This window comes from Pseudoxanthomonas jiangsuensis (assembly GCF_010093185.1).
Lineage (GTDB): Bacteria > Pseudomonadota > Gammaproteobacteria > Xanthomonadales > Xanthomonadaceae > Pseudoxanthomonas > Pseudoxanthomonas jiangsuensis.
In genome coordinates this window covers 220097-242659 of the sequence record NZ_PDWL01000002.1, presented here as the reverse complement: position 1 = coordinate 242659, position 22563 = coordinate 220097, and the positions used below count along the sequence as shown (strand labels likewise).

The 22563-nt window shown below is 72.2% G+C and carries 20 protein-coding genes; 2 read left to right on the top strand and 18 right to left on the bottom strand.

Features of this window, described 5'->3' with window-relative positions:
- The 5 genes from CSC62_RS02490 to CSC62_RS02470 form a co-directional block, all read right to left on the bottom strand.
- A partial coding sequence (locus tag CSC62_RS02490; RefSeq protein WP_162404576.1) for a GntT/GntP/DsdX family permease occupies positions 1–714 on the bottom strand: 714 nt, incomplete at its 3' end.
- On the bottom strand, positions 711–2978 hold the full coding sequence (mrdA, locus tag CSC62_RS02485; protein ID WP_162404575.1) for a penicillin-binding protein 2: 2268 nt from the start codon (positions 2976–2978) through the stop codon (positions 711–713). The genes mrdA and CSC62_RS02490, both read right to left, overlap by 4 nt.
- 9 nt (positions 2979–2987) lie before the next feature.
- Complete coding sequence (mreD, locus tag CSC62_RS02480) at positions 2988–3473, bottom strand: rod shape-determining protein MreD (RefSeq protein WP_162404574.1); 486 nt, start codon at positions 3471–3473, stop codon at positions 2988–2990.
- Positions 3470–4534, bottom strand: a complete 1065-nt coding sequence (gene mreC, locus CSC62_RS02475; RefSeq protein ID WP_162404573.1) for a rod shape-determining protein MreC — start codon at positions 4532–4534, stop codon at positions 3470–3472. The genes mreD and mreC overlap by 4 nt, the downstream gene beginning before the upstream one ends.
- A gap of 109 nt (positions 4535–4643) precedes the next feature.
- The gene (locus CSC62_RS02470) at positions 4644–5690 is read right to left on the bottom strand and encodes a rod shape-determining protein (RefSeq protein ID WP_162404572.1); all 1047 of its coding nucleotides are present in this window, start codon (positions 5688–5690) and stop codon (positions 4644–4646) included.
- Between the two features lie 334 nt (positions 5691–6024).
- Between CSC62_RS02470 and CSC62_RS02465 the strand changes: the two genes are divergently transcribed.
- Entirely contained in the window at positions 6025–6960 is a 936-nt protein-coding gene (locus CSC62_RS02465) for a carbohydrate kinase family protein (RefSeq protein ID WP_162404571.1), read from the top strand.
- 10 nt (positions 6961–6970) lie between these two features.
- Here CSC62_RS02465 and CSC62_RS02460 read toward each other — a convergent pair whose 3' ends face one another.
- The 5 genes from CSC62_RS02460 to ubiE all read right to left on the bottom strand — a co-directional run bounded on the left by CSC62_RS02460 (position 6971) and on the right by ubiE (position 14429).
- Entirely contained in the window at positions 6971–7219 is a 249-nt protein-coding gene (locus CSC62_RS02460; protein ID WP_246194131.1) for a hypothetical protein, read from the bottom strand.
- Entirely contained in the window at positions 7216–10506 is a 3291-nt protein-coding gene (locus CSC62_RS02455) for a ligand-binding sensor domain-containing diguanylate cyclase (RefSeq protein WP_162404570.1), read from the bottom strand. Before CSC62_RS02455 ends, CSC62_RS02460 begins: the two co-directional genes overlap by 4 nt.
- 135 nt (positions 10507–10641) lie before the next feature.
- Positions 10642–11424 (bottom strand): hypothetical protein, encoded by a 783-nt coding sequence (locus tag CSC62_RS02450; RefSeq protein ID WP_211368913.1) that lies wholly within the window; start codon positions 11422–11424, stop codon positions 10642–10644.
- 138 nt (positions 11425–11562) lie between these two features.
- Positions 11563–13539 carry a M1 family metallopeptidase gene (locus CSC62_RS02445; protein ID WP_162404569.1) on the bottom strand — a complete coding sequence of 659 codons (1977 nt, stop codon included), beginning with the start codon at positions 13537–13539 and terminating at the stop codon, positions 11563–11565.
- A 113-nt stretch (positions 13540–13652) separates the two neighbouring features.
- Positions 13653–14429: a bifunctional demethylmenaquinone methyltransferase/2-methoxy-6-polyprenyl-1,4-benzoquinol methylase UbiE gene (gene ubiE / locus CSC62_RS02440; RefSeq protein WP_162404568.1), complete on the bottom strand. Its 777-nt coding sequence runs from the start codon at positions 14427–14429 to the stop codon at positions 13653–13655.
- Between the two features lie 112 nt (positions 14430–14541).
- Here ubiE and CSC62_RS02435 point away from each other — a divergent pair, with 112 nt between their 5' ends.
- Positions 14542–15009, top strand: a complete 468-nt coding sequence (locus CSC62_RS02435) for a nucleoside deaminase (protein WP_162404567.1) — start codon at positions 14542–14544, stop codon at positions 15007–15009.
- Positions 15010–15036: 27 nt separating this feature from the next.
- Here the strand turns inward: CSC62_RS02435 and hslU are convergent, their stop codons facing one another.
- The 8 genes from hslU to CSC62_RS02395 all read right to left on the bottom strand — a co-directional run bounded on the left by hslU (position 15037) and on the right by CSC62_RS02395 (position 22446).
- Entirely contained in the window at positions 15037–16407 is a 1371-nt protein-coding gene (hslU, locus tag CSC62_RS02430) for an ATP-dependent protease ATPase subunit HslU (RefSeq protein WP_162404566.1), read from the bottom strand.
- Complete coding sequence (gene hslV, locus CSC62_RS02425) at positions 16407–16958, bottom strand: ATP-dependent protease subunit HslV (protein ID WP_162404565.1); 552 nt, start codon at positions 16956–16958, stop codon at positions 16407–16409. Before hslV ends, hslU begins: the two co-directional genes overlap by 1 nt.
- Before the next feature lie 96 nt (positions 16959–17054).
- Positions 17055–17951, bottom strand: a complete 897-nt coding sequence (gene xerC, locus CSC62_RS02420) for a tyrosine recombinase XerC (RefSeq protein WP_162404564.1) — start codon at positions 17949–17951, stop codon at positions 17055–17057.
- Positions 17952–17980: 29 nt separating this feature from the next.
- Complete coding sequence (locus CSC62_RS02415; protein WP_162404563.1) at positions 17981–18673, bottom strand: DUF484 family protein; 693 nt, start codon at positions 18671–18673, stop codon at positions 17981–17983.
- Positions 18670–19509, bottom strand: coding sequence for a diaminopimelate epimerase (gene dapF, locus CSC62_RS02410; protein WP_162404562.1), 840 nt, complete (start codon positions 19507–19509; stop codon positions 18670–18672). The genes CSC62_RS02415 and dapF overlap by 4 nt, the downstream gene beginning before the upstream one ends.
- On the bottom strand, positions 19502–19708 hold the full coding sequence (gene lptM / locus CSC62_RS02405; RefSeq protein WP_162404561.1) for an LPS translocon maturation chaperone LptM: 207 nt from the start codon (positions 19706–19708) through the stop codon (positions 19502–19504). The genes dapF and lptM overlap by 8 nt, the downstream gene beginning before the upstream one ends.
- A gap of 49 nt (positions 19709–19757) precedes the next feature.
- Positions 19758–20159 (bottom strand): YbaN family protein, encoded by a 402-nt coding sequence (locus tag CSC62_RS02400; protein ID WP_162404560.1) that lies wholly within the window; start codon positions 20157–20159, stop codon positions 19758–19760.
- Between the two features lie 103 nt (positions 20160–20262).
- The gene (locus tag CSC62_RS02395) at positions 20263–22446 is read right to left on the bottom strand and encodes a S9 family peptidase (RefSeq protein WP_162404559.1); all 2184 of its coding nucleotides are present in this window, start codon (positions 22444–22446) and stop codon (positions 20263–20265) included.
- Positions 22447–22563 lie beyond the last annotated feature (117 nt).

Below are 22563 nucleotides of genomic sequence, written 5' to 3'. Positions count from 1 at the left end.
GAACTTCGCGAACACCGGCCCGGCCAGGGCCGCGGTCGGCAGCCCGACCAGCAGGGCGAAGAACAGGGTGCGGCCGACGTCGGCCTGGTACTCGTGCACCGCCAGCATCGCCGCGGGATGCGGCGGGGCCAGCCCGGGCACCACCCACAGCCCGGCGACCCACGGCAGCCCGGCCAGCAGCAAGGCGAACACGCCGCTGGAGGCGATCAGCATCGCCGTGCCGAAATCCGGCTGCAGCAGGATCAGCCCGGTCGGCAGGGCGACCAGGATCGCGGCGGTGACCACCGTGCCGATCCGCGGCGGCAGCGGCCGCAGGTGCAGGTACCAGGCCACCATCATCGGCAGGGCGATCTTCAGCAGCTCCGACGGCTGCAGGTAGAACACGCCCAGGTTGAGCCAGTGCCGGCCGTGCTTGCCGGTGCCCACCAGCAGAACCGCCAGCAGCGGCAGCAGCGAGAGCACATAGACCGTCGGCGACCACGCCCGCAGGCGGATCACCGAGACCCGCGACAGGGCCCACATCGCCAGCAGGCCGAGGGCGAAGCGCGCGCCCTGGGCCTGGACCAGCGCCGGCCCGCCGCTGGCGCCGCCGGCGCTGTACAGCACCGCCAGGCCGAAGCCCATCAGCGCGGCCAGGGCCAGGCACAGCGGCCAGTCGAGCGTGCGCGTGGCCCGCCCGGCCAGGTCCAGCAGCCAGCGCAGGAAGTCCCTCATTCGTCTTCGCCCGCCGGTGGGACCGGAGCGCGCGGAGACGGCGCGGGCGGCGAAGCCGGAGCGGTGGAGGACGCCTCGCCCGCAGGCGCCGGAGAGCGGCCCACGGCGGCGCTCCCCGGCGACGGACCGCCAACTGCGGCCGCCGCGGTTTCGGCGGCATGGCGACGACCCCAGCTGCCGAAGCCGTTGGCTGCGGTATTGCGGTCGCTGGCGATGGCCGGCGCACGCTGGGGGGCGGCATCCACCGCGGCCGGGACTGCGGCCGGCGCGATCGATGCCGCATCCGCCGGAACCGCCGCCGCGACCCCGGCGCCCTCGCCGGCCGCGCCGGCGGAGACGGCGGCCGGGACCGCCGCGCAGTCGCCGGCCGCGGGCGCGCAGGCCACGGCGGCAGGGACGCCGTCGATCGGCTCCAGCCCTTCCGGCAGCTTGCCCAGCAGCCGGGCGTCGAAGATCGCGCGGGCGATCGGCGCGGCGGGGCTGCCGCCGTAGCCGCCGCCCTCCACCGCCACCGCCACCGCGATCTGCGGATCCTCGGCCGGGGCGTAGCCGATGAACAGCGCGCGGTGGCGCAAGTGCATCGGCAGGCTGCGCGGGTTGACCGCGGCGGTGCCGCGGCGGCTGACCACCTGCGCGGTGCCGGTCTTGCCGGCGATGTGGTACGGGATGCCGACGCCGATCGGGCGGGCGGTGCCGCCCGGGCCGTGCACGGTCATGACCATGCCCTCGCGCACCACCTGCAGGTGGTCGGGGCGGTCGCTGATCGCGGCCGGGGCCGCCTGCGGCAAGGGCGCCCACGGTGCGTCGAAGCGGTCGCGGCGGGCCTCGACCAGGTGCGGGTGGCGCAGTTGGCCGGCGTCGGCCAGCGCGCCGGTGCCGCGCACCATCTGCAAGGGCGTCACCTTCCAGTCGCCCTGGCCGATGCTGATGTTGACCGTGTCGCCCGGGTACCAGCGCTCCTGGCGCTGCTTCATCTTCCAGGCCGGGGTCGGCAGGATCCCGGCGTACTCGCCGGACAGGTCGATGCCGCTGGGCTGGCCGAAGCCGTAGCGGGTCAGGTACTCCTGGATCCGGGCGATGCCCATGTCCAGCGCCAGCTGGTAGTAGTAGGTGTTGACCGAATCGGCGATCGATTTGCGCGCATCGGTCCAGCCGTGGCCGCCGCGGTGCGAATCGCCCCAGCCGCGACTGGTCCCGGGCAGGTAGAACATGCCGGTGGACAGGGTCCGGTCCTCGGGCCGGCGGATGCCGCTGTCCATCCCGGCCAGGGCCAGGAACGGCTTGAGGGTGGAGCCGGGCGCCACCCCGCCGAGCACGGCGCGGTTGAACTGCGGCCGCGAGGGGTTGTCCATCAGCGCGCGGTAGTCGGCGTGGGAGATGCCGTTGACGAACAGGTTGGCGTCATAGGACGGCAGGCTGACCATCGCCAGGATCTGCCCGGTGCGCGGATCCATCGCCACCGCCGTGCCTTCCAGCTCGCCGAACGCGGCCACCGTTGCCCGCTGCAATTCAGCGTCGATCGACAGCCGCAGGTCCGCGCCCGGGGTGGCCGCGACCCGGCCGACCGTGCGCAAAGCGCGGCCCTGGACGTTGGTCTCGATCTGCTCGTAGCCGACCTTGCCGCGCAGCTGTTCCTCGTAGGAGCGCTCGATCCCGGTCTTGCCGATGTGGGTCAGCGCCGCGCCGCCGTCGCCGAGCTGCTCCAGGTCCTTCTCGTCGATCCGGCCGACGTAGCCGATCACGTGCGCGAACAGGTCGCCGTAGGGATAGTGCCGGGTCAGGTACGGCTCCATCTCCACCCCGGGGAAGCGCCAGCGGTTGACCGCGAAGGCGGCCATCTCCTCGTCGCTCAGGCGCAGCTTCAGGGTGATCGGGCGGAAGCCGCGGCCGGACTTGCGCTCCTTGCGGAAGTGCTCGAGCTCCTCCTCGCTGAGCGCGATCAGCCGGCCCAGCTCGGCCAGCACCCGCTCGGTGTCGCCGGCCTTGTCCGGGGTGATGTCGAGGCGGAAGGCCGGCAGGTTCTCGGCCAGCAGCCGGCCCTGGCGGTCGTAGATCATGCCGCGCGCCGGCACCACCGGCCGCGGGCGGATCCGGTTGGCCTCCGAGCGGGTGGCGTAGTCGGCGTGCTGCAGCACCTGCAGGCGGAAGTACCACGCACCCAGGCCGACCAGGGCCACGACCACGCCGAGGAAACCGATCGCCGCGCGGCGGCGGAACTGCTCGGCCTCGGCCTGCGGGTTCTTGTGCGGGCGACGGCTGCTCATGCGCCCGGCTCAGTCGCGCCGGCCCAGGCGCAGGCCGTCCAGCAGCAGGAACAGCGGCGGCCACAGCAGCATGCCCACCAGCGGCGCCCACCAGTACTGCCAGGCCAGGGTCGGCTGGCCCAGGGCCAGGTGGATGGCGGCGTCGACGATGCGGTCGTTGAGCAGCAGGGCGCCGATCGCCAGCGCCTGCTGCGACAGGGGGAAGAAGCGCAGGCGGGCGCGGAAGCGCTGCAGGATGAAGGCCATGATCACCAGCCGCAGGGCCTGCTCGCCGAGCAGGCCGCCGTAGGCCAGGTCGGCGAGCACGCCGCAGCAGAACGCCAGGCCCAGGCCGGCGCGCGAGGGTGTCTCGATCACCCAGTAGGCCAGCACCAGCGCCAGCCAGTACGGACGCAAGGGCTGCAGCATCTCGTGCAGCGGCAGCAGGCCCAGCAGCAGGGCCAGGAACAGGCTGACCGGCAGCACCCAGCCGCCCAGGCGCAGGCGGCCGCTCATCGTTCGTCCTCCGGCGCGGGCGGTGCGGCGGTCGCGTCACGGGCGGTGCCTGCCGCCGGTACCGCGGCAGCGGCATTGCCGCGGCCTGGAGGCGCGGGCGAAGCAGCACTAACCGCACCGTCGTTCGTGGCGGGGCGGCTGGCGGCCCCGGCCGGCGCATCCGCCTGGCCGCCCTCCGTGCCGCTTGCGTCTTCCGGCTGCGCGGGCGCCAGCGGCACGTCCGGGGCGGCGCCCGGACGCAGCAGCAGCACGTCGCGGCCGCGGTCCAGCTGCGCGGCCGGGGTGAGGGTGCCGACCAGGAAGGCCTGGCTCTCGTCCGGGTGCAGCGCGGCGATGGTCGCCACCGGGAAGCCCGGCGGGAAGCGCCCGCCCAGGCCGGAGGTGACCAGCGCGTCGCCGACCTGGACGTCGCGGTTGAGCGGCACGTCGCGCAGTTCCAGGCGGTCGCCGCGCCCGTACACGATCAGGCGCACGCCGTTGCGCGCGACCATCACCGGCACCGCGTGGTCCGGATCGGTCAGCAAAAGCACCGTGGCCGTGCCCGGGGTCACCGCCACCACCTGGCCGAGCAGGCCGCCGGCGTCGATCACCGCCTGCCCGCGCTGCACGCCCTGGCGGCTGCCGGCGGCCAGCAAAAGGCGCTGCCGCGACGGCGCCAGGTCCACGTCCAGCACCGGCACCAGCTGCACGTCCAGGCCGCGGCGTTCGGCTACCCCGAGCAACTCGCGCAGCTGGGCGTTGTCGACCGCGGCGTTGCGCAGCCGGGTCAGGCGGGCGTTGGCCAGCAGCAGCTCGTTGCGCAGGCGGCGGTTCTCCTCGAGCAGGACATCGCGGGCGGCGAAGCCGTCCTGCAGGGCGCCGCCGATCCGTCCGGGCAGGCCGGCCAGCGCCCACACCGGCTGGACCACGCGGGTGGCGTACTCGCGCGCGCTGGCCAGCCAGCCGCCGCGGTGGTCGAGCACCAGCAGGGCGATTGCCAGCGCCAGGTACGCCAGCAGCCGCAGGGTCCCGGCGGTTTCACCGGGACGCGCGGCGGGAGGGAAACCGGCGTAGGACGACACGGCGGGCGATCGGTCCGGAGGGGCGGCGGGAGGAAGGAGTATGGCGCGCGGTCACGGGCCGCGGCCGGATGCGGCCGTCCGGCATCGCCGGCGGCCGCGGGACGCCCGGTCAGTCCGGGGCGAAGAACTCGTTGCCGTGCATGTCGACCAGCTCCAGCGCGCGGCCGCCACCGCGGGCCACGCAGGTCAGCGGATCGTCGGCGACCTGCACGTGCAGGCCGGTCTCCTCGCTGACCAGCTTGTCCAGGTCGCGCAGCAGGGCGCCGCCGCCGGTCAGGACGATGCCGCGCTCGGCCACGTCCGCGCCCAGCTCCGGCGGGGTCTGCTCCAGCGCCAGCTTGACCGCAGAGACGATCCCCGCCAGCGGCTCGTGCAGCGCCTCCAGCACTTCGTTGGCGTTGATCCGGATCATCTTCGGCACGCCCTCGGCGAGGTTGCGGCCGGTGATCTCCATCTCCTTGCCCTCGGCCTGCGGATAGGCGCAGCCCAGTTCCATCTTGATCCGCTCGGCGGTGACCTCGCCGATCAGCATGCCGTGGTTGCGGCGCACGTAGTTGGTGATCGCCTCGTCGAAGCGGTCGCCGCCGATCCGGACCGAGGCCGAGTAGACGATGCCGTTGAGCGAGATCACCGCGACCTCGGTGGTGCCGCCGCCGATGTCGATCACCATCGAGCCGCGCGCCTCGGACACCGGCATGCCGGCGCCGATCGCCGCGGCCATCGGCTCCTCGATCAGGTACACGTCGCGGGCGCCGGCCTCTTCCGCCGACTCCTTGATCGCGCGGCGCTCGACCTGGGTCGAGCCGGCCGGCACGCACACCAGCACCCGCGGGCTGGGGCGCAGGACCCGCGACTTGTGCACCTTCTTGATGAAGTGCTTGAGCATCGCCTCGGTGTAGGTGAAGTCGGCTATCACGCCGTCCTTCATCGGCCGGATGGTGGTGATGTTGCCGGGGGTGCGGCCGAGCATCTGCTTGGCCTCCGCGCCCACCGCCGCCACCGAGCGGGTGCCACCGATCGCCCGGTCCTGGCGCACCGCCACCACCGAGGGCTCGTTCAGCACGATGCCCTGGCCGCGCACGTAGATCAGGGTGTTGGCCGTGCCCAGGTCGATGGACAGGTCGTTGGAGAACATGCCGCGGAGCTTCTTGAACATCGGGAGGGGCGATCCTGGGGGACGGGAGCGGGGCGCAAGCGCGGGGGAAGAAGGCCCGGCAGCGGGCGCCGGCAAGGGCGCGGGCTGGCGAAAATTTGGGCAGAAAACAGGCCGGCTAGCCTAGCAACGCCTCCGGATGCGGGCAAGGAAAAATCCGCGGCAAACCGCCCGTTTCCGTGGTCGCGCAGCGGCCGGGCGAGGCGCCCGGCGGGGCCGCCGGGCTGGCCGCGCCGGGACGCAGCCGTTACCCTTTGCGCCGCGGCGCCAGGCCGCCGCGCCTTCCCGCGCGCCCGCGTCCTCCGCCCGCCCCGCGCGCCTCCCGAGCAGCCAGCCGATGTCCACCCTGATCTGTGGTTCCCTTGCCTACGACACCATCATGGTGTTCCCGGACCAGTTCAAGAACCACATCCTGCCGGACAAGGTGCACATCCTGAACGTGTCGTTCCTGGTGCCGCGGATGCGCCGCGAGTTCGGCGGCTGCGCCGGCAACATCGCCTACAACCTGCACCTGCTGGGCGGGAAACCGGTGCCGATGGGCACGGTGGGCTCGGATTTCGGCCCCTACCGCGAGCATTTCCAGGCCCTGGGCATCGACCTGTCGCGGGTCAAGGTGATCGACGAGCTGTTCACCCCGCAGGCCTTCATCACCACCGACCACGACAACAACCAGATCACCGCCTTCCACCCCGGGGCGATGATGCGCTCCTACGAGAACCACGCCAGGGATGTGCCGGGCATCACCCTGGGCCTGGTCGGCCCGGACGGGCGCGAGGGCATGATCCAGAACGCGGCCGAGTTCAAGGAGATGGGCGTGCCGTTCATCTTCGACCCGGGCCAGGCGATGCCGCTGTTCAACGGCCAGGAACTGCGCGAATTCATCGAGCAGGCCGACTACGTGGTGGTCAACGACTACGAGTCCAACCTGCTGCAGGAGCGCACCGGCTGGAACGACCGCGAGATCGTCTCCCGGGTCCAGGCCTACATCACCACCCAGGGGCCGAAGGGCGCGCTGGTGCACACCCCGGACAAGACCTACGACGTGCCGCCGGCGCACGAGCGCCGGGTGGTCGACCCGACCGGCTGCGGCGACGCCTTCCGCGCCGGCCTGATCTACGGCATCGACAAGGGCTACGACTGGCTCACGATCGGCCGCATGGGCAACCTGATGGGCGCGCTCAAGGTCGAGCACCCGGGCACCCAGAACCAGCGCTTCGACTTCGCCGAGTTCAACGACCAGTTCAAGCAGCAGTTCGGCTATTCGCTGAGCTGAGGGCCCGGGCCTACGAGGGGACGGCCGGGTAGCCGGCCGCCGCGCGCTCCAGCCAGGCCGGCAGTTCGCGCCGGCGCACGCCCTGGCGCCGCGCCTGGGCCAGGCGTTCCAACATCCACGCCCGCCGCGCCGGCTCCTCCCCGGCCAGCGACAGCGCCAGGTCGCGGTCCATCCAGCGCCGCACCAGTACGAACAGGATCGCGTGCAGGAGCAGGGCCGGCACCGTGACCGCGGCCACGATCAGCCAGTCGGTGTTCACGCCATGCCCGCCGCCAGGCCGCCCTGCAGGGCCTCGGCCACCCGCGCCGGGTCCATCCGGGTGATGAAACGCAGCTGGCCGGTCGCCAGCAGGCCGGGGACCTCGCTGCGCAGTTCGCCGCCCCAGCGCGACGGGTCGGCGTCGGGCCCGGCCTCGATCCCCACCCAGCCGTCGCGGCCGGCGGCCTTGGCCGCGTACAGGGCGATGTCGGTCAGGTCCACCGCCTGGTGCCAGTCCAGCGCCGCCGGGTGCGCCGGCACCAAGGGCAGGCTGGCGAAGCCGATCGAGCAGGTCTTGACCAGGCGGGTGCCGTCCGACAGCACGAACGGCTGGTCGGCGAACACTTCGCGGATGTGCTCGGCCACCACCGGCGCGGTCGAGCGGCGGGTGCCTCGGGCCACCACCAGGAATTCCTCGCCGCCCCAGCGCACCAGGTAGTCGGACGCGCGCAGCACCTGGCGCAGGCGCGCATGGACCTCGACCAGGACTTCGTCGCCGGCGGCATGGCCCTGCTCGTCGTTGACCCGCTTGAAGTGGTCGATGTCGACCAGGAACAGGAGCAGGTCCACGTCCTCCGGCGGCGCCACCCCGTGCAGCGCGGCGCGCTGGTAGGCGCGCACGCTCAGGGCCAGGTCGCTGTCCAGCTGCTGGCGCAGGAAGCGGCGGTTGCGCATGCCGGTGAGCGGGTCGGTCAGGCTGGCCTGTTCCAGGTCCATGCGCGCCTGCTCCAGCTCGAAGGTGCGCTCCTCCACCCTTTGCTCCAGGGTCGCCTGCTGCCTCTGCAGGCGGTGGATCCGGCGCCGGTACAGGACGATGGCCGCCGCGGCCAGCGCCAGCAGCCCGCCGATCCGGAACCACCAGGTGCGCCACCACGGCGGGGTGACGACGATCTCCAGGGCCGCGCCTTCCTCGTTCCAGATCCCGTCCTTGTTGGCCGCGCGCACCCGGAACACGTACCGGCCCGGGTCGAGGTTGGTGTAGGTGGCGAAGCGGCGGTCGGCGCCGGTGCGCAGCCAGTCGCTGTCGAAGCCCTCCAGCCGGTAGGCGTACTGGTTGCGGGCCGGGTCGGCGTAATGCAGCGCGGCAAAGGCGATCGTGAACACCGACAGCGAGGTCGGCATCCGCAGCCGCCGGGTGGCCGGCCAGGGCGCGTCCGCTTCCAGCCCGTCGGGCAGCTGCTCGGCGATGGAGCGGTTGAACACCTGGAAGTCGGTGATCGCCACCGGCGGCGGCACCGGGTTGCCGCGCACCCGGTCCGGGGCGACCGCGGTCAGGCCCTTGACCCCGCCGAAGTACAGGGTGCCGTCGGCATCGCGCAGGGCGGCGCCGACGAAGTAGCTGCCGCCGGGCAGGCCGTCGGCGGCGTTGTAGTTGCGCACTGTCCAGTTGCGCGGGTCCAGCCGCGCCAGGCCGGCGGTGCCGCTCACCCACAGCTGGCCGCTGGCGTCCTCCAGGAACGCGCCGATCGAATCGGCCGCCAGGCCCTCGCGGCTGCCGAACACCCGGAAGCGGACCTTGCCGTCGGGCCCGGTCTCCAGCCGGTTGACCCCCGCGGACGTACCGACCCATAGGGTGCCCTGGCTGTCCTCGTACAGCGCCTGGACCCGGTTGCTGCTGAGGCTGGCCGGGTCGGCCGGATCGTGGCGGAAATGCTCGAAGCGGCCGCTGGCCGGATCGAACCGGTCCAGGCCGCCGTCGACCGTGGCCACCCAGACCCGGCCGGCGCGGTCCTGGAGCATGGTCGCGACGAAGTCGGCGGCGATCGAATCCGGGTCGGCCGGGTCGTGGCGCCAGCCCTCGAAGCGGCCGCTGCCCGGATCGAGCCGGTACAGCCCGCTGCGGGTGCACAGCCACAGCCCCGGATCGCCCGGGCGCTGGTACAGGCAGTAGATCACCGAGGTCCCGGCCTCGGCCGGCAGCGGCCAGGCGCGGTAGCGGCCCTGCAGGTCGAGCCGGCCCAGGCCGGCGTCGCTGCCCACCCACAGCCCGCCCTGCCCGTCCGGCCGCGAGACCAGGGTGGCGTCGGTGGGCAGGCTGTGCGGGTCGCCCGGCACGTGGCGATAGACGCGCACCTGGCGCCGCTCCAGGTCGAGCCGGTTGATGCCGCCCTCGCGGGTGGTCAGCCACAGCACCCCGGGGCGTTCGGAGCTGATGCCGTAGACCTTGGCGTCGCTCAGGCCCAGGCGGCCGTCGTCGCTGGCGTTGTAGAAGCCGAAGCCGCCGCCGCCCAGGTCGGTGCGGCTGACGCCGTTGCCCCAGGTGCCAGCCCAGAGCGTGCCGGTGCGGTCCTGGAACAGGGACAGGACGTAGTTGTCGGCGATCCCCTGGCGGTCGCCGCGGTCGTGGCGGTACTGGGTGAACGCGTCGCTGCCCCGGTCCAGGCGCAGCAGGCCGAGGTTGCTGGCCACCCACAGGGTGCCGTCGCGGTCGAACATCAGCGCCGACACCGCCGTGCCGGCCGCCGCGCCCGGCGGCACCGGCAGGGACTGCAGGCGCCCGTCCTGCAGCCGCCAGCGGCTCAGGCCGGTCTCGCTGCCCAGCCACAGGCTGCCGTCGCGGTCGATCGCCAGGGCGCCGGCATCGTAGCGCACCGCCAGCGGCACCGCCGGCCCGGCCGGCAAGGGATGGGCCTGGAAGCGGCCCGCGCCGGCCGGCAGCCGGTCCAGGCCCTGGCGGGTACGCACCCACAGGGCGCCGTCGCCCTCCTCGGCCAGCGCGCCCACCTGCCCGGCCGACAGCCCTCCGTCGGCACCGGCGTGGAACACGGCGGCCACCCGGTCGTGGTCGTCCAGGCGGAACAGCGCCCGCGGCGTGGCCAGCCACAACCGGCCCTGGCGGTCCTCCAGCATCGAATGCACGCCGGCCGCCTCGCCGCTGCCTTCCAGCGGCAGCCGGGTGAAGCAGCCGCTGCCCGGATCGAACCGGTCCACCCCGACCCGGGTGCCGACCCACAGCCGCCCCTTGCGGTCCAGCAGCAGTTCCTGGATCCAGTTGTCGGACAGGCTGCAGGGATCGTCGCGGTCGTGGCGGTAGACCGTGAATTCGTAGCCGTCGTAGCGCGCCAGCCCGGTCTGGGTGCCCAGCCAGATGAAGCCCTGGGCGTCCTGGGCGATGGCGATCACCGACTCCTGCGGCAGGCCGTCCTCGACCGCCAGCTGGCTGAAGCGCAGCGAATGCGGCGGCGCGGCCAGGACCGGCGCGCACAGGCACAGCCATGCCAGCAGCCAGAGCCGCCATGCACCCTGCCCGACCCGGCGCTTCCCGCCTGCGCTGATGCCCCTGTCCACCCGATCCCCGATGCCGCGTGACGGCCCGGACCAGCGTATTGCGGGCCGGCCCGCAGCGCCAGCCCGTCGCGTGCGGTTCATGCCGGTCGCGCGCCGGCGTCCGAACGATTCAGGCGACCACGGCCCGGCCGCGACTCAGTCCCAGCCCGGCATCTGCGTCCCGTCCAGGCCGCCGACCTCGAACACCGCGGTGCGGCGGCCGCCGGCCTTGTCCGGCCCGCCCTTGACCGGGAACTCGATCTCCAGGGTCCGCGCCTTGCGCAGCTGCTTCCACAACCCGCGGTGGTCCTCGATGAACATGGCGATGGCCTCGTCAGTGTCCGGCCGCCACGCCGACATCGGCCTGGCGGCCGCGTCGTCGAACTTCGCCTTGACCCTGCAGCCGCCGTAGCAGTCGAAGTCGCCGCCCTGCAGGACCAGGTAGGCGCTGCGCTTCCATTCCGGGTGGTCGCGCAGGACCAGCTGCACGGTCGCCGCGGTGCCGCCGCCGGTGTCCACCGGGTCCTCGCTGAAGATCGCCGCCGAGCGCTGCTCGCCCTTGCCGGCCGCGACCCGGGCGTAGTTCCACAACGCGGCCAGGCGACGTTGCTCGCGCGCCGCCTCGGCCTTGGCCGTGACCTCTGCCAGGCCCGGCTCGACCGCGGCGGCGGCCGGCGTGTCCGGGTACTGCGCCAGCAGGGCGGCGCCGTGCACCCGCGCCAGCTCCCAGTTGTTCGCGGCCACCGCCGCGTCGAACTCGCGCTGCAGCTGGGCGGCCGCCCGCGCCTGCTCCTCGGCCCTGGCCTGGGCTTCGGCCGCAGCCCGGGCGGCGCGCTCGGCCTGGCGGTCGCCGCAGGCGGCGACGGTGAGCACCGCCGTGGCCAGCAGCACGGCGCCGGCCAGACGTGGGAATTGCCTGCGGTTCGGACAAGAGGACATGGCCATGCTCCAGGGCGAATGCGCGGAGGAGTCCATGCCCGTCATCCCCGCGCAGGCGGGGATCCAGCGACTGTTGCTCCGCGGGAACCTGAGTCGCTGGGTTCCCGCCTGCGCGGGAACGACGCCGGTGGAGCGGGCTTACGGCTGCTTCTGCGGCTCTGCCGGTGCTTCGGCGGTGGCCGGCTTCGCCGCATCGGCCCTGGCCAGCAACGCCTCCACCGAAGCGGTGGTGATCGGGTGGTAGCCCGGCCGCGCGCGCGCGAACACCTCGCGGGCGAAGGTCAGCCCGTCCGGGGTCCGCACCAGTTCCTGGTAGACCGGCATGATCAGCTTGCGCCGGCCCACGCGCTCGATGAACTCGCCCGCGGCCGGGCGCGCCTCGAGGTAGCCGCTGCGGATCGCCAGCGGGTACCAGCGCATGGCGATCTCGCCGTTGGCCGTGCCGGTGAAGTGGTAGGCCTCGTCCAGCTGCTTGAGCTGCTCGGGCTTGAGGGTCTGGCCCATGCCCTCGATGAAGTGCACCCAGGCCTGGGTGCCCCAGTCGTCGGTGACCTGGCGGTTGGGCAGCTGGCTGCTGCCGCGCCAGGCGATCCGCGCGGTGTCGACGTTGGAGAAGGTGCGCGACTGCGACAGCGGCGCGAACGCCGGGATGCCCGGCTGGTTCAGCCACGCGTCCAGTTCCCCGGCGGTCACCGCGTTGGGGTTCTTCGGCAGCAGGTTCTGCTTCAGGTACGCGACGAACTGGTCGGTGTCCGCGCTCTGGAAGGCGTGGTCGTCGAACCAGCCGCGCAGGAACGGATCGAACACCTCGCGGCCGAAGCGCTGCTCCAGGAATTCCAGGAACCACGAGCCCTTGACGTAGGCGACCTGGCTCAGCGCGTTGTCCGGATCGCGCTCGGTCAGCGGCGGCAGGGCCAGGGCCTGGTCCTCCTCGCCCATCCCGGCCAGGTCGGCCTTGAGCCCGGCCTGGTCGATCTGGCGCTCCATGTTGGCCATCTCCTCGCCGTACAGGGCCTCGGTGATGCGGCCCTGGACGTAGGTGGTGAAGCCCTCGTTGAGCCAGATGTCCTTCCAGCTGGCGTTGGTCACCAGATTGCCCGACCAGCTGTGCGCCAGCTCGTGCGCGATCAGCGACACCAGCGACTTGTCGCCGGTGATCACGGTCGGGGTGGCGAAGGTCAGGGTCGGGTTCTCCATGCCGCCGAACGGGAACGACGGCGGCAGCACCAGGATGTCGTAGCGGCCCCAGCGGTACGGGCCGTACAGGCCTTCGGCGGCCTGGATCATCTTCTCGGTGTCCTCGAACTCGGTCGCGGCGCGCTCGACCATGGCCGGCTCGGCCCAGATCCCGCTGCGCTCGCCGGTGGGCTTGAACACCAGGTCGCCAGCGGCGATCGCCAGCAGGTAGGACGGGATCGGGTGCTCCATGCGGAAGCGGTAGTCACCCGTGCGCTGCATCTTCGGGTCGCTGTTGGCGCTCATCAGCACCATCACGTCCGGCCGCGAGGTCACGTGCGCGCTGTAGGTGAAGCGCACGCCCGGGGTGTCCTGCAGGGGTACCCAGCTGCGGGCGTGGATCGCCTGCGACTGGCTGAACATGAAGGGCAGCTGCTTGCCCTCGGTCATCGCCGGCTCCAGCCACTGCAGGCCGGAGGCGGTCGGGGCGGTGTGGTAGCTGACCCGGATCTTCGCGTTGCGCTGCGGCGCCTCGATGCTCAGCTTGCTGCCGAACACCGGATCGGCGTCGGCCAGGGCGTACTGCAAAGGCGCCCAGGCGCCGTCGGCCTCGCCTTCGACCTGGCCGATGCTCAGCTCGCGGGTGTCGAGTTCGAGCCGGGTGGCCTTGGGGTCGGTCCAGTCCAGGGTGTAGGTGGCGGTGCCGGCCAGCTGCTTCGTATCGAAGTCGAGCTTCAGGTCCAGCGCCAGGTCGGTGATCCGGACCTTGTCGGGCTCGGCGTAGGAGCTTTCGTCGTGGCGGCGGGCAGGCGCGGCGGCGGCCTTGGGCGCAGCGGGCTTGGCGGCGGGCTGGGGATCGGCCGGACCGGCCTGGTCGCCGGAGCAGCCGCTGCTGGCGGCGATCATGGCCATGGAGAACAGGAAAGCGGGAAAGCGCATGGGACCTGGGACGGCTCGGGGGAAGTTGCAAGTGTAACCCGGCGCCCGGCCCGGCCTGTCGCTGGTGCCCACCGTCGTCCCGGCGTACGCCGGGACCCGGGGTCTTTGCTTTCCTACACCTTGTAGCCGGTATGGATCGCGACGATCCCCGCGCTCATGTTCACGTAGCCGCAGCGGGCCAGGCCGGCCTCTTCCATCATCGCCTTCAGCTGTTCCTGCGGCGGATGCTTGCGGATGCTCTCGGCCAGGTACCGGTAGCTGCCCGGATCGCCGGCGAACAGGCTGCCCAGCTTCGGCAAGACCTTGAACGAGTGGAAGTCGTAGAGCGGCTTGAACCACTCGGCCCGCACCTCCGAGAACTCCAGCACCCGCGCCTGCCCGCCGACCCGCAGCACCCGCGCGATCTCGCCCAGGGCCGCGTCCTTGTCGGTGACGTTGCGCAGGCCGAAGGCCATGGTCACCAGGTCGAAGCTGGCGTCCGGAAACGGCAGCTTCTCGGCGTTGCACTGCACGTAGTCCAGGCCGGCGACCAGGCCGCGGTCGGTCAGGCGGTCGCGGCCGACCGAGAGCATGCCGGCGTTGATGTCGCCCAGCACGATCGTGCCGTCGGCGCCGACCCGCGGCTTGAGCAACGCGGCGATGTCGCCGGTGCCGCCGGCCAGGTCCAGGACCCGGTCGCCCGGCTTCACCTGGCAGGTGGCGGTGAAATAGCGCTTCCAGGCCCGGTGGATGCCCAGGCTCATCAGGTCGTTCATCAGGTCGTACTTGCGCGCGACCGAGGTGAACACCTCGCCGACCAGCTTCTGCTTCTCCCCGGCCGGGACGTCGCGGAAGCCGAAGTGGGTGGTGCCGCTCTCGTAGGGGGACTGCTTGTCGGGGGCTGGGCTCATGCGCCGATTATGGCACCGCGGGCGGGAATCGGCCGGGCCGGCGCCCGCAGGACGCGCGCCCAGCCGCCGCGCTGGCGTACGCTGGGCCACCCACGGACACGCCCACGTTCCCATGACCGACACGCCCGATTACCGCGCCATGCTCGCTGTCGCCGTCGAGGAGGCCCGCCAAGGCCTGGCCGAGGGCGGCATCCCGATCGGCGCGGCGCTGTTCGCCCGCGACGGCACCCTGCTCGGCCGCGGCCACAACCGTCGGGTGCAGGAAGGCGATCCGTCGGTGCACGGCGAGACCGACGCCTTCCGCAAGGCCGGCCGCCAGCGCTCCTACCGCGACACGATCATGGTCACCACCCTGTCGCCGTGCTGGTACTGCAGCGGCCTGGTCCGCCAGTTCGGGATCGGCACGGTGGTGATGGGCGAATCGGCCAACTTCCAGGGCGGCCACGACTGGCTGCGCGAGCACGGCGTGGAGGTGGTCGACCTGGCCGACCCGGAATGCATCGCGATGCTGGGCGACTGGATCGCCGCCCATCCGCAGGTGTGGAACGAGGACATCGGCGAGGACGATCACCGGCATTGACCGCACCGGAGTGCGGCGGCCTGCGGGTCAGAGGATGTAGCGGCTCAGATCCGGATCCTGCACCAGCTCGCCCAGGTGGGCATCGACGTAGGCGCGATCGATGGCCACGCTGCTGCCGTCCTTGTCGGGCGCCTCGTAGCTGAGGGTGTCGAGCAGGCGCTCGAGCACGGTGTGCAGGCGACGGGCGCCGATGTTCTCCTGGCGCTCGTTGACCTGGGCGGCAATCTCGGCCAGGCGCTCGACCGCGTCGGAGGAGAACTGCAGCTTCACGCCCTCGGTCGCCATCAGCTCCACGTACTGGCGGGTCAGCGCGGCCTTCGGTTCGGTCAGGATGCGGACGAAGTCGTCCTTGCTCAGCGCGCCCAGCTCGACCCGGATCGGGAAGCGGCCCTGCAGCTCCGGGATCAGGTCGGAGGGCTTGGCCAGGTGGAACGCGCCGGAGGCGATGAACAGGATGTGGTCGGTCTTGACCGTGCCGTACTTGGTGGAGACGTTGGAGCCCTCCACCAGCGGCAGCAGGTCGCGCTGCACGCCCTCGCGCGAGACGTCGCCGCCGGACACACCGGCGTCGCTTCGCTTGGCGACCTTGTCGATCTCGTCGATGAAGACGATGCCGTGCTGCTCGCAGGCCTCGATCGCCTGGGCGCGGACGTCGTCCTCGTTGACCAGGCGCGCGGCCTCTTCCTCGACCAGCAGGGGACGGGCGGCCTTGATGCCGACGCTGCGCTTGTGGGTCTTGCCGCCGCCGAGGTTGGCGAACATCTGCCGCAGCTGCTGGCCCATTTCCTCCATGCCCGGCGGGGTCATGATGTCGACGCCGGCACTGGCGGCCAGCTCCAGTTCGATCTCGCGCTCGTCCAGCTCGCCGGCGCGCAACATCTTCCTGAACTTGGCCCGGGTGGAATCCTCGGGGCCGGAGACCTGGACCTCGGCCACGTCGGCGCCGAAGCCCATGGTCGGTGCCGAGCGGCGCGGCAGCAAGGCGTCGAGGATGCGCTCCTCGGCGCGTTCCTCGGCCTGCAGCCGCACCCTGGCCTTGGCCTGCTCGCGGTACATCTTCACCGCGGTGTCGGCCAGGTCGCGCACGATCTGCTCCACGTCCTTGCCAACGTAGCCGACCTCGGTGAAGCGGGTGGCCTCGACCTTGACGAACGGAGCGTTCGCCAGCGTGGCCAGGCGCCGGGCGATCTCGGTCTTGCCCACGCCGGTGGGGCCGATCATCAGGATGTTCTTGGGCATCACCTCGTTGCGCAGCTCCGGATCGAGCTGCATGCGCCGCCAGCGGTTGCGCAGGGCGATCGCGACCGCGCGCTTGGCCGCGTGCTGGCCGACGATGTGGCGGTCCAGTTCCTGCACGATCTCGCGCGGGGTCATGGTCGAGGAAGCGGTATCGTTCATCAGAGTTCCTCCACCACTACGTTGCGGTTGGTGTAGATGCAGATGTCGCCGGCGATGCCGATCGCCTCGGTGGCGATGGTACGGGCGTCGAGCTGGGTATGCGCGAGCAGGGCGCGGGCGGCCGACAGCGCGTAGCTGCCGCCGGAGCCGATGGCGATGATCCCGTCCTCCGGCTCGATCACGTCGCCGGTGCCGCTGATGACCAGCGAGGTCTCGCGATCGGCCACGGCGAGCAGGGCCTCGAGCTTGCCGAGGCGGCGCTCGGTGCGCCAGTCCTTGGCCAGTTCCACCGCGGCGCGGGTCAGCTGGCCGTGCTTCTCGAGCTTGGCCTCGAACAGTTCGAACAGGGTGAAGGCGTCGGCCGCCGCGCCGGCGAAGCCGGCCAGCACCTGGCCGTCGCGGCCGAGCCGCCGGACCTTGCGCGCGTTGCCCTTCATCACGGTGTGGCCGAGGGTGACCTGGCCGTCGCCGGCGATGGCCACCTTGTCGCCGCGGCGGACGCAGACGATGGTGGTGGCGTGGAACACGTTGGGATTCTGGCTGGGGCCCATGCGGCCTCCGGTGAGCTGTCCCGCCGATCTGGGGACGGGCGGGCAAGCGATCAAGGCCCAGCTGTCGTCGTCCCGGCGTTCGCCGGGACGACGGGGTCAGGCGCCAGCCTTCTTCCGCTTCGCCCGCGGATGCGCGGCGTCGTAGACCTTGGCCAGGTGCTGGAAGTCCAGGTGGGTGTAGATCTGGGTGGTGGCGATGTAGGCGTGGCCGAGCAGTTCCTGCACCCCGCGCAGGTCGCCGGAGGACTCCAGCACGTGGCTGGCGAAACTGTGCCGCAGCATGTGCGGATGCACGTGCTTGAACAGGCCCTGGCGCACGGCCAGCTGGCGGATCCGCACCTGCACCGCGCGCTGGCCGATGGCGCCACCGCCGCGCCCGGGGAATACGAAATCGTCCGCGCCGGCGCCGGCGCCGGTGGAGGCGCGCCATTCGCCCAGGGCGCGGCGCGCGTGCGAGCCGACCGGCACCTGGCGCTGCTTGCCGCCCTTGCCCAGGACCGTGACCAGGCCCTCCTCCGCCTGCAGGTCGCGCCAGCGCAGGGCGCACAGTTCGCTCAGGCGCAGGCCGGAGGAATAGAAAAGCTCCAGCAGGGCACGGTCGCGCAGGCCCAGCGGCGCGTCGGTCGGCACTTCCACCAGGCGCACCGCCTCGTCCACGTCCAGCACCTGCGGCAGCCTGCGCTGCGCCTTCGGCGCGCGCAGGCCCGCGGCGGGGCTGGCCGGGATCGCGCCGTTCTTCAGCAGCCAGGCGTAGTAGCTGCGGCAGGCCGACAGGCGCCTTTGCAGGCTCCTGGGCGACAGTCCGCGGCGGTGCTCGGCGGCCACGAACGCGCGCAGGGCTTCGCCATCCAGGCTTGCCACCTCGCCCGCACCCCGGCCCTGCGCCCAGTCGCGCAGGGCTTCCAGGTCGCGGCGGTAGGCATCGAGGGTGTGCGCGGAGACCGCGCGCTCCACCTGCAGGTGTTCGAGGAAGGCTTCGATGCCGTGGCTCATCGTCGCGAACGCGCGGATCGAACCGCCGCTCAGTCGTCGAAGCGCTGCAAAGCCACCACCAGCGCCTCGCCCATCATCCGCAGGAACAGGGTGCCCATGCCGGGATAGAACCGGTTCGGGTCGTGGCTGCCGACCGCGACCAGGCCGACCCCGCTCAGCGCCAGCAGGGCGCTGGACTGTACCTCCTCCTGCCGCACCCCGTAGAGCAGGGCGTTCTTCTCCGCCTGCAGGCGGCCGCACAACGGCTCGCCGTCGCGCAGGGCGTCGCGGAACGGATCGATCTCCGGCTCGCCTTCGCCGCGCACCTGCAGCCAGTCCGCGTCCTCCATTCCCGCCACCGGCCGGAACGAGACCACCCGCACCAGGTCGCCGTTGAAATCCTCGGCCAGCGAGGCCGCCATCGCCCGCAGGGTGTCGGCGTAGCTGGTCTGGCGCATCAGCGACAGGGTCAGCTGGTGGGTACGCACCGCCAGCCGCTCGTTGACCTGGGCGTTGGCCGACAGCTCGGCCAGCCGCCGCGACAGCTCGCGGTTCTTGTCGCGCAGCACCTCCAGCTGGTAGCTGGCCAGCGACGCGGTGCGGCCGTCGTCGCGCGGCACCACCAGGCTCAGGGCCAGGTCCGGGAACTGCTTGAGGAAGCCCGGGTGCCGGCGCAGCCAGGCCGCGACCTCGTGCGCGCCGTGCTTGTCCTGTCCCTGCTTTTCCCGAAGCTCGTCGCTCATGCCTGCCATTCCCCTTCGAACACGAATGCGGCCGGTCCGGCCATGATCACTTCGGCGCCGTCGTCGGCCCAGCCGATGCGCAGGTCGCCGCCGGGCAAGGACACCGTCGCCTCGCGCGCGATCCGCCCGCGCCGCACCAGCGCCACCAGCGCCGCGCAGGCGCCGCTGCCGCAGGCCAGGGTCTCGCCGGCGCCGCGCTCGTAGACCCGCAGGCGGACATGGTCCGGCGCCAGCACCTGGGCGAAACCGACGTTGACCGACTGCGGGAACGCCGCCGACGCCTGCAGGGCCGGCCCGATGACCGCGACCTGCGCCGCGTCGACGTCCGCGACCTCGATCACCGCGTGCGGATTGCCCATCGACACCGCGCCGAAACGCAGGTTGCGGCCGGACACGTCCAGTGCGTATTCGGGTTGGGGGACGTCGAAGCCGGCCAACGGCACCTGCGCCGGCTCCAGCCGCGGCACGCCCATGCCGATCGAATAGCGGCCGCCGCCGAGGTTGCCGACCTGGTGCGTGCCCGCCGGGCTGTCGACGACGAAGCGCGGGCCGCGGGCCGCGCCGTCGCGCACCAGCCAGGCGGCGACGCAGCGCGCGCCGTTGCCGCACTGGCCGGCGGGGCTGCCGTCGGCGTTCCAGATCCCGTAGGCGGCCACCGCGCCGGCGCTGCGTGGCGGCTCGATGGTCAGGATCTGGTCGCAGCCGACGCCGCGGTGGCGGTCGGCCAGGCGCGCGGCCAGGACCGCATCGGGCGGTCGCAGTCCCCCGCGCAGGTCGAGCACGACGAAGTCGTTGCCCGCCCCGTGCATCTTGCTGAAATGCAGGGTCTCAGCCATCGGACGGGTCGCCGCCGGCAGGCGGGGCCGGCAGCGGTTCGGCCGGCTGTGCCGGCGCTTCGGTTCCGGAAGCGGGCGCGGCCGGAGCCGGCTGCTCCACCGGGACCGGCTTCTGCGGCATCACCAAAGGGCCCTTGTTGCCGCAGGCGGCGAGCAGCAGGGCGGTTGCGACGGCGGAAACGATCGGCTTGGCGTTCATGGCCGGAAGTATAGCGAGGCCATGCCCGGGCACCGTGTGCAGCCGGCGCCTAGAGGGGATCGGGCGGCGGCTCGGGACGCAGCCACAGCCAGGTGCCGACCACGGCCATGCAGCCGATCGGCAGGGCCACCATCCAGACCCGGTGCGAGGGCACGGCCACCATCACCGCCAGCAGGATCGCCGCGCAGGCCAGCATCGCCCAGGTCGCCGCCCACTTCGCCCGCCGCGGCACCGCCCGGTGTGCGCGCCAGGCCCGGATCACCGGGCCGAAGCGCGGATCGGCCAGCAGGCGCTGCTCCAGGCGCTCCGATCCGCGCGCCGCGGCCCAGGCCGCGATCAGGATGAACACCGTGGTCGGCAGGCCGGGCAGGAAGATGCCGACGATGCCCACGCCCAGGCTGGCGTAGGCCAGCAGCCACCATGCCCAGCGGAAGCGGTGTCGATCGCTCATCGCCGCCATCATAGGCGGGCCGGCCGCTGCGGCGACATCGGAATGGAGGATCGATGCGATCGGAGGCGTGGATGGCGCGGTTGCGGGACGCGAAACGCCGGGGTCAGGGCGCCTCGCGCACGCCCAGCTGGTCGAGGACGAAGGCGTAGTACTCGGCCTGCTCGCGGAATCGGCGGAATCGGCCGGACTTGCCGCCGTGGCCCGCTTCCATGTTGGTGCGGAACAGGACCGGATGCGTGCCGGTGTTCACGTCGCGCAGCTTCGCCACCCACTTGGCCGGCTCCCAGTACTGCACCTGCGAATCCCACAGCCCGGTGCCGACGAACAGCGCCGGATACGCCTGCGCGGCGACGTTGTCGTAGGGCGAGTACGAGAGCATGTAGTCGTAGAACGGCTTCTGCTCCGGGTTGCCCCACTCGTCGTATTCGTTGGTGGTCAGCGGAATCGAGGCGTCGAGCATGGTCGTGACCACGTCCACGAACGGCACCTGCGCCACCATCGCCCGGTAGTCGCCCGGCGCCTGGTTGGCCACCGCGCCCATCAGCAGGCCGCCGGCGCTGCCGCCCATCGCCGCCACCCGGTCCTTGGCCGCGTAGCCCTGCGCCACCAGCCCGCGGGTGACGTCGACGAAGTCGTTGAAGGTGTTCTGCTTGCGCAGCAGCTTGCCGTCCTCGTACCACTGCCGGCCCATCTCCTGGCCGCCGCGGATGTGGGCGATGGCGTAGACCACGCCGCGGTCGAGCAGGCTCACCACCGGGCCGTTGAAGCCCGGGTCCATCGAGATGCCGTAGCTGCCGTAGGCGTACTGGAACAGCGGCGCGGTGCCGTCCTTGACGAAGCCCTGCCGGTAGACCAGCGACACCGGCACCTTCACCCCGTCGCGGGCCTCGATCCAGACCCGCTCGGTCACGTACTTCGACGGGTCGTAGCCGGGCACCGGCTGCTGCTTGAGCAGGCGGCGCTCGCCGGTGGCCATGTTCAGTTCGTAGGTGGTGGCCGGGGTGGCCAGCGAGGTGTAGCCATAGCGCAGCCAGGGGCTGTCCGGCTCCGGGTTGGCGGCCAGGCCCATCGAATAGGCCGGCTCGTCGGCGGCCACGTACTCCTGGCTGGCGATGCCGCCGTTCCCGTCGAGCTTGGCCAGGCGGATCCGCTCCAGCCCGCCGGAGCGCTCGGCGATGGCGGTGAAGCCGTCGAACAGCTCGTAGCCCTCGATGAACACCTGCGGGTCGTGGGCCAGCCAGTCGCGCCACTGCGCGCGCGAGGTCGCGTCGCTGGGCGCGGTGGCCAGCTTGAAGTTGGTGGCGCCGTCGGCATTGGTGCGGATCACCCAGCGGCCGCCGAGGTGGTCGGCGTCGTACTCCACATCGCGCTGGCGCGGGGCCAGCACGGTGAACGCCTGCGGATCGGCCGCCGGCGCATAGCGCAGCTCGGACGAGACCGTGCTCTCGACGCCAATGGTGATGAACTTCTCGTCGCGGGTGCGGCCGATACCCATGTAGAAGCTGTCGTCTTCCTCCTCGTACACCAGCACGTCCTGCGCCACCGGAGTGCCGAGCACGTGCTTCTTCACCCGCACGGTCAGCAGCGTTTCCGGGTCGTTCTCGACGTAGAACAGGGTGCGGTTGTCATCGGCCCAGACCACGTTGGCGGACACGCCAGGGATCGCGTCCGGATAGTCCTTGCCGGTCTCCAGGTCGCGGAAACGGATCGTGTACTGGCGGCGGCCGACGTCGTCCTCGGCCCAGGCCAGGATCCGGTTGTCCGGGCTGACCTCGTAGTCGTCCACGCCGAAGTAGCCCTTGCCGGCGGCCATGACGTTGAGGTCCAGCAGGACCTGCTCGCCGTTGAAGTCGCCCTTGGCGTTCGCCGCCTGGATCGACAGTGCGTCCACCCCGGCGGCGTCCTTGCGCCGCGCGTGCACCGGGTAGTCCTTGCCGCTCTCGTAGCGGCTGTAGTACCACCAGCCGCGGTCGCGGTAGGGCACCGAGCTGTCGTCCTGCTTGATCCGGCCGACGATCTCCCCGTACAGCTGCTCCTGCAGCGGCCGCAGCGGCGCCATCAGCGCATCGGCGTAGGCGTTCTCGGCCTCCAGGTAGCCGAGCATCGCCTTGTCCTCGCGCGCGTCGTCGCGCAGCCAGTAGTAGTCGTCCTGGCGGCTGGCGCCGAACGGGGCGGTCACCGTGTGCGGCTTGCGCGCCACGTCGGGCGGGGTCGGGTCGGCGGCGGAAGCGGAAGGAGCGGTGGTGGTCATCAGCACGGCGAGGGCGAGCGGGAGGGGCATTCTCATGGATCGGGGTTCCGGGTGGGAAATCCAGCCGCCGGCAGCGTCCACCGCGCCGGGCCTGGCGACGCCTCCGAACCGGCCATAGCCCGGCACGGGGAGGCGACGCCCGAAAGCGGCGCC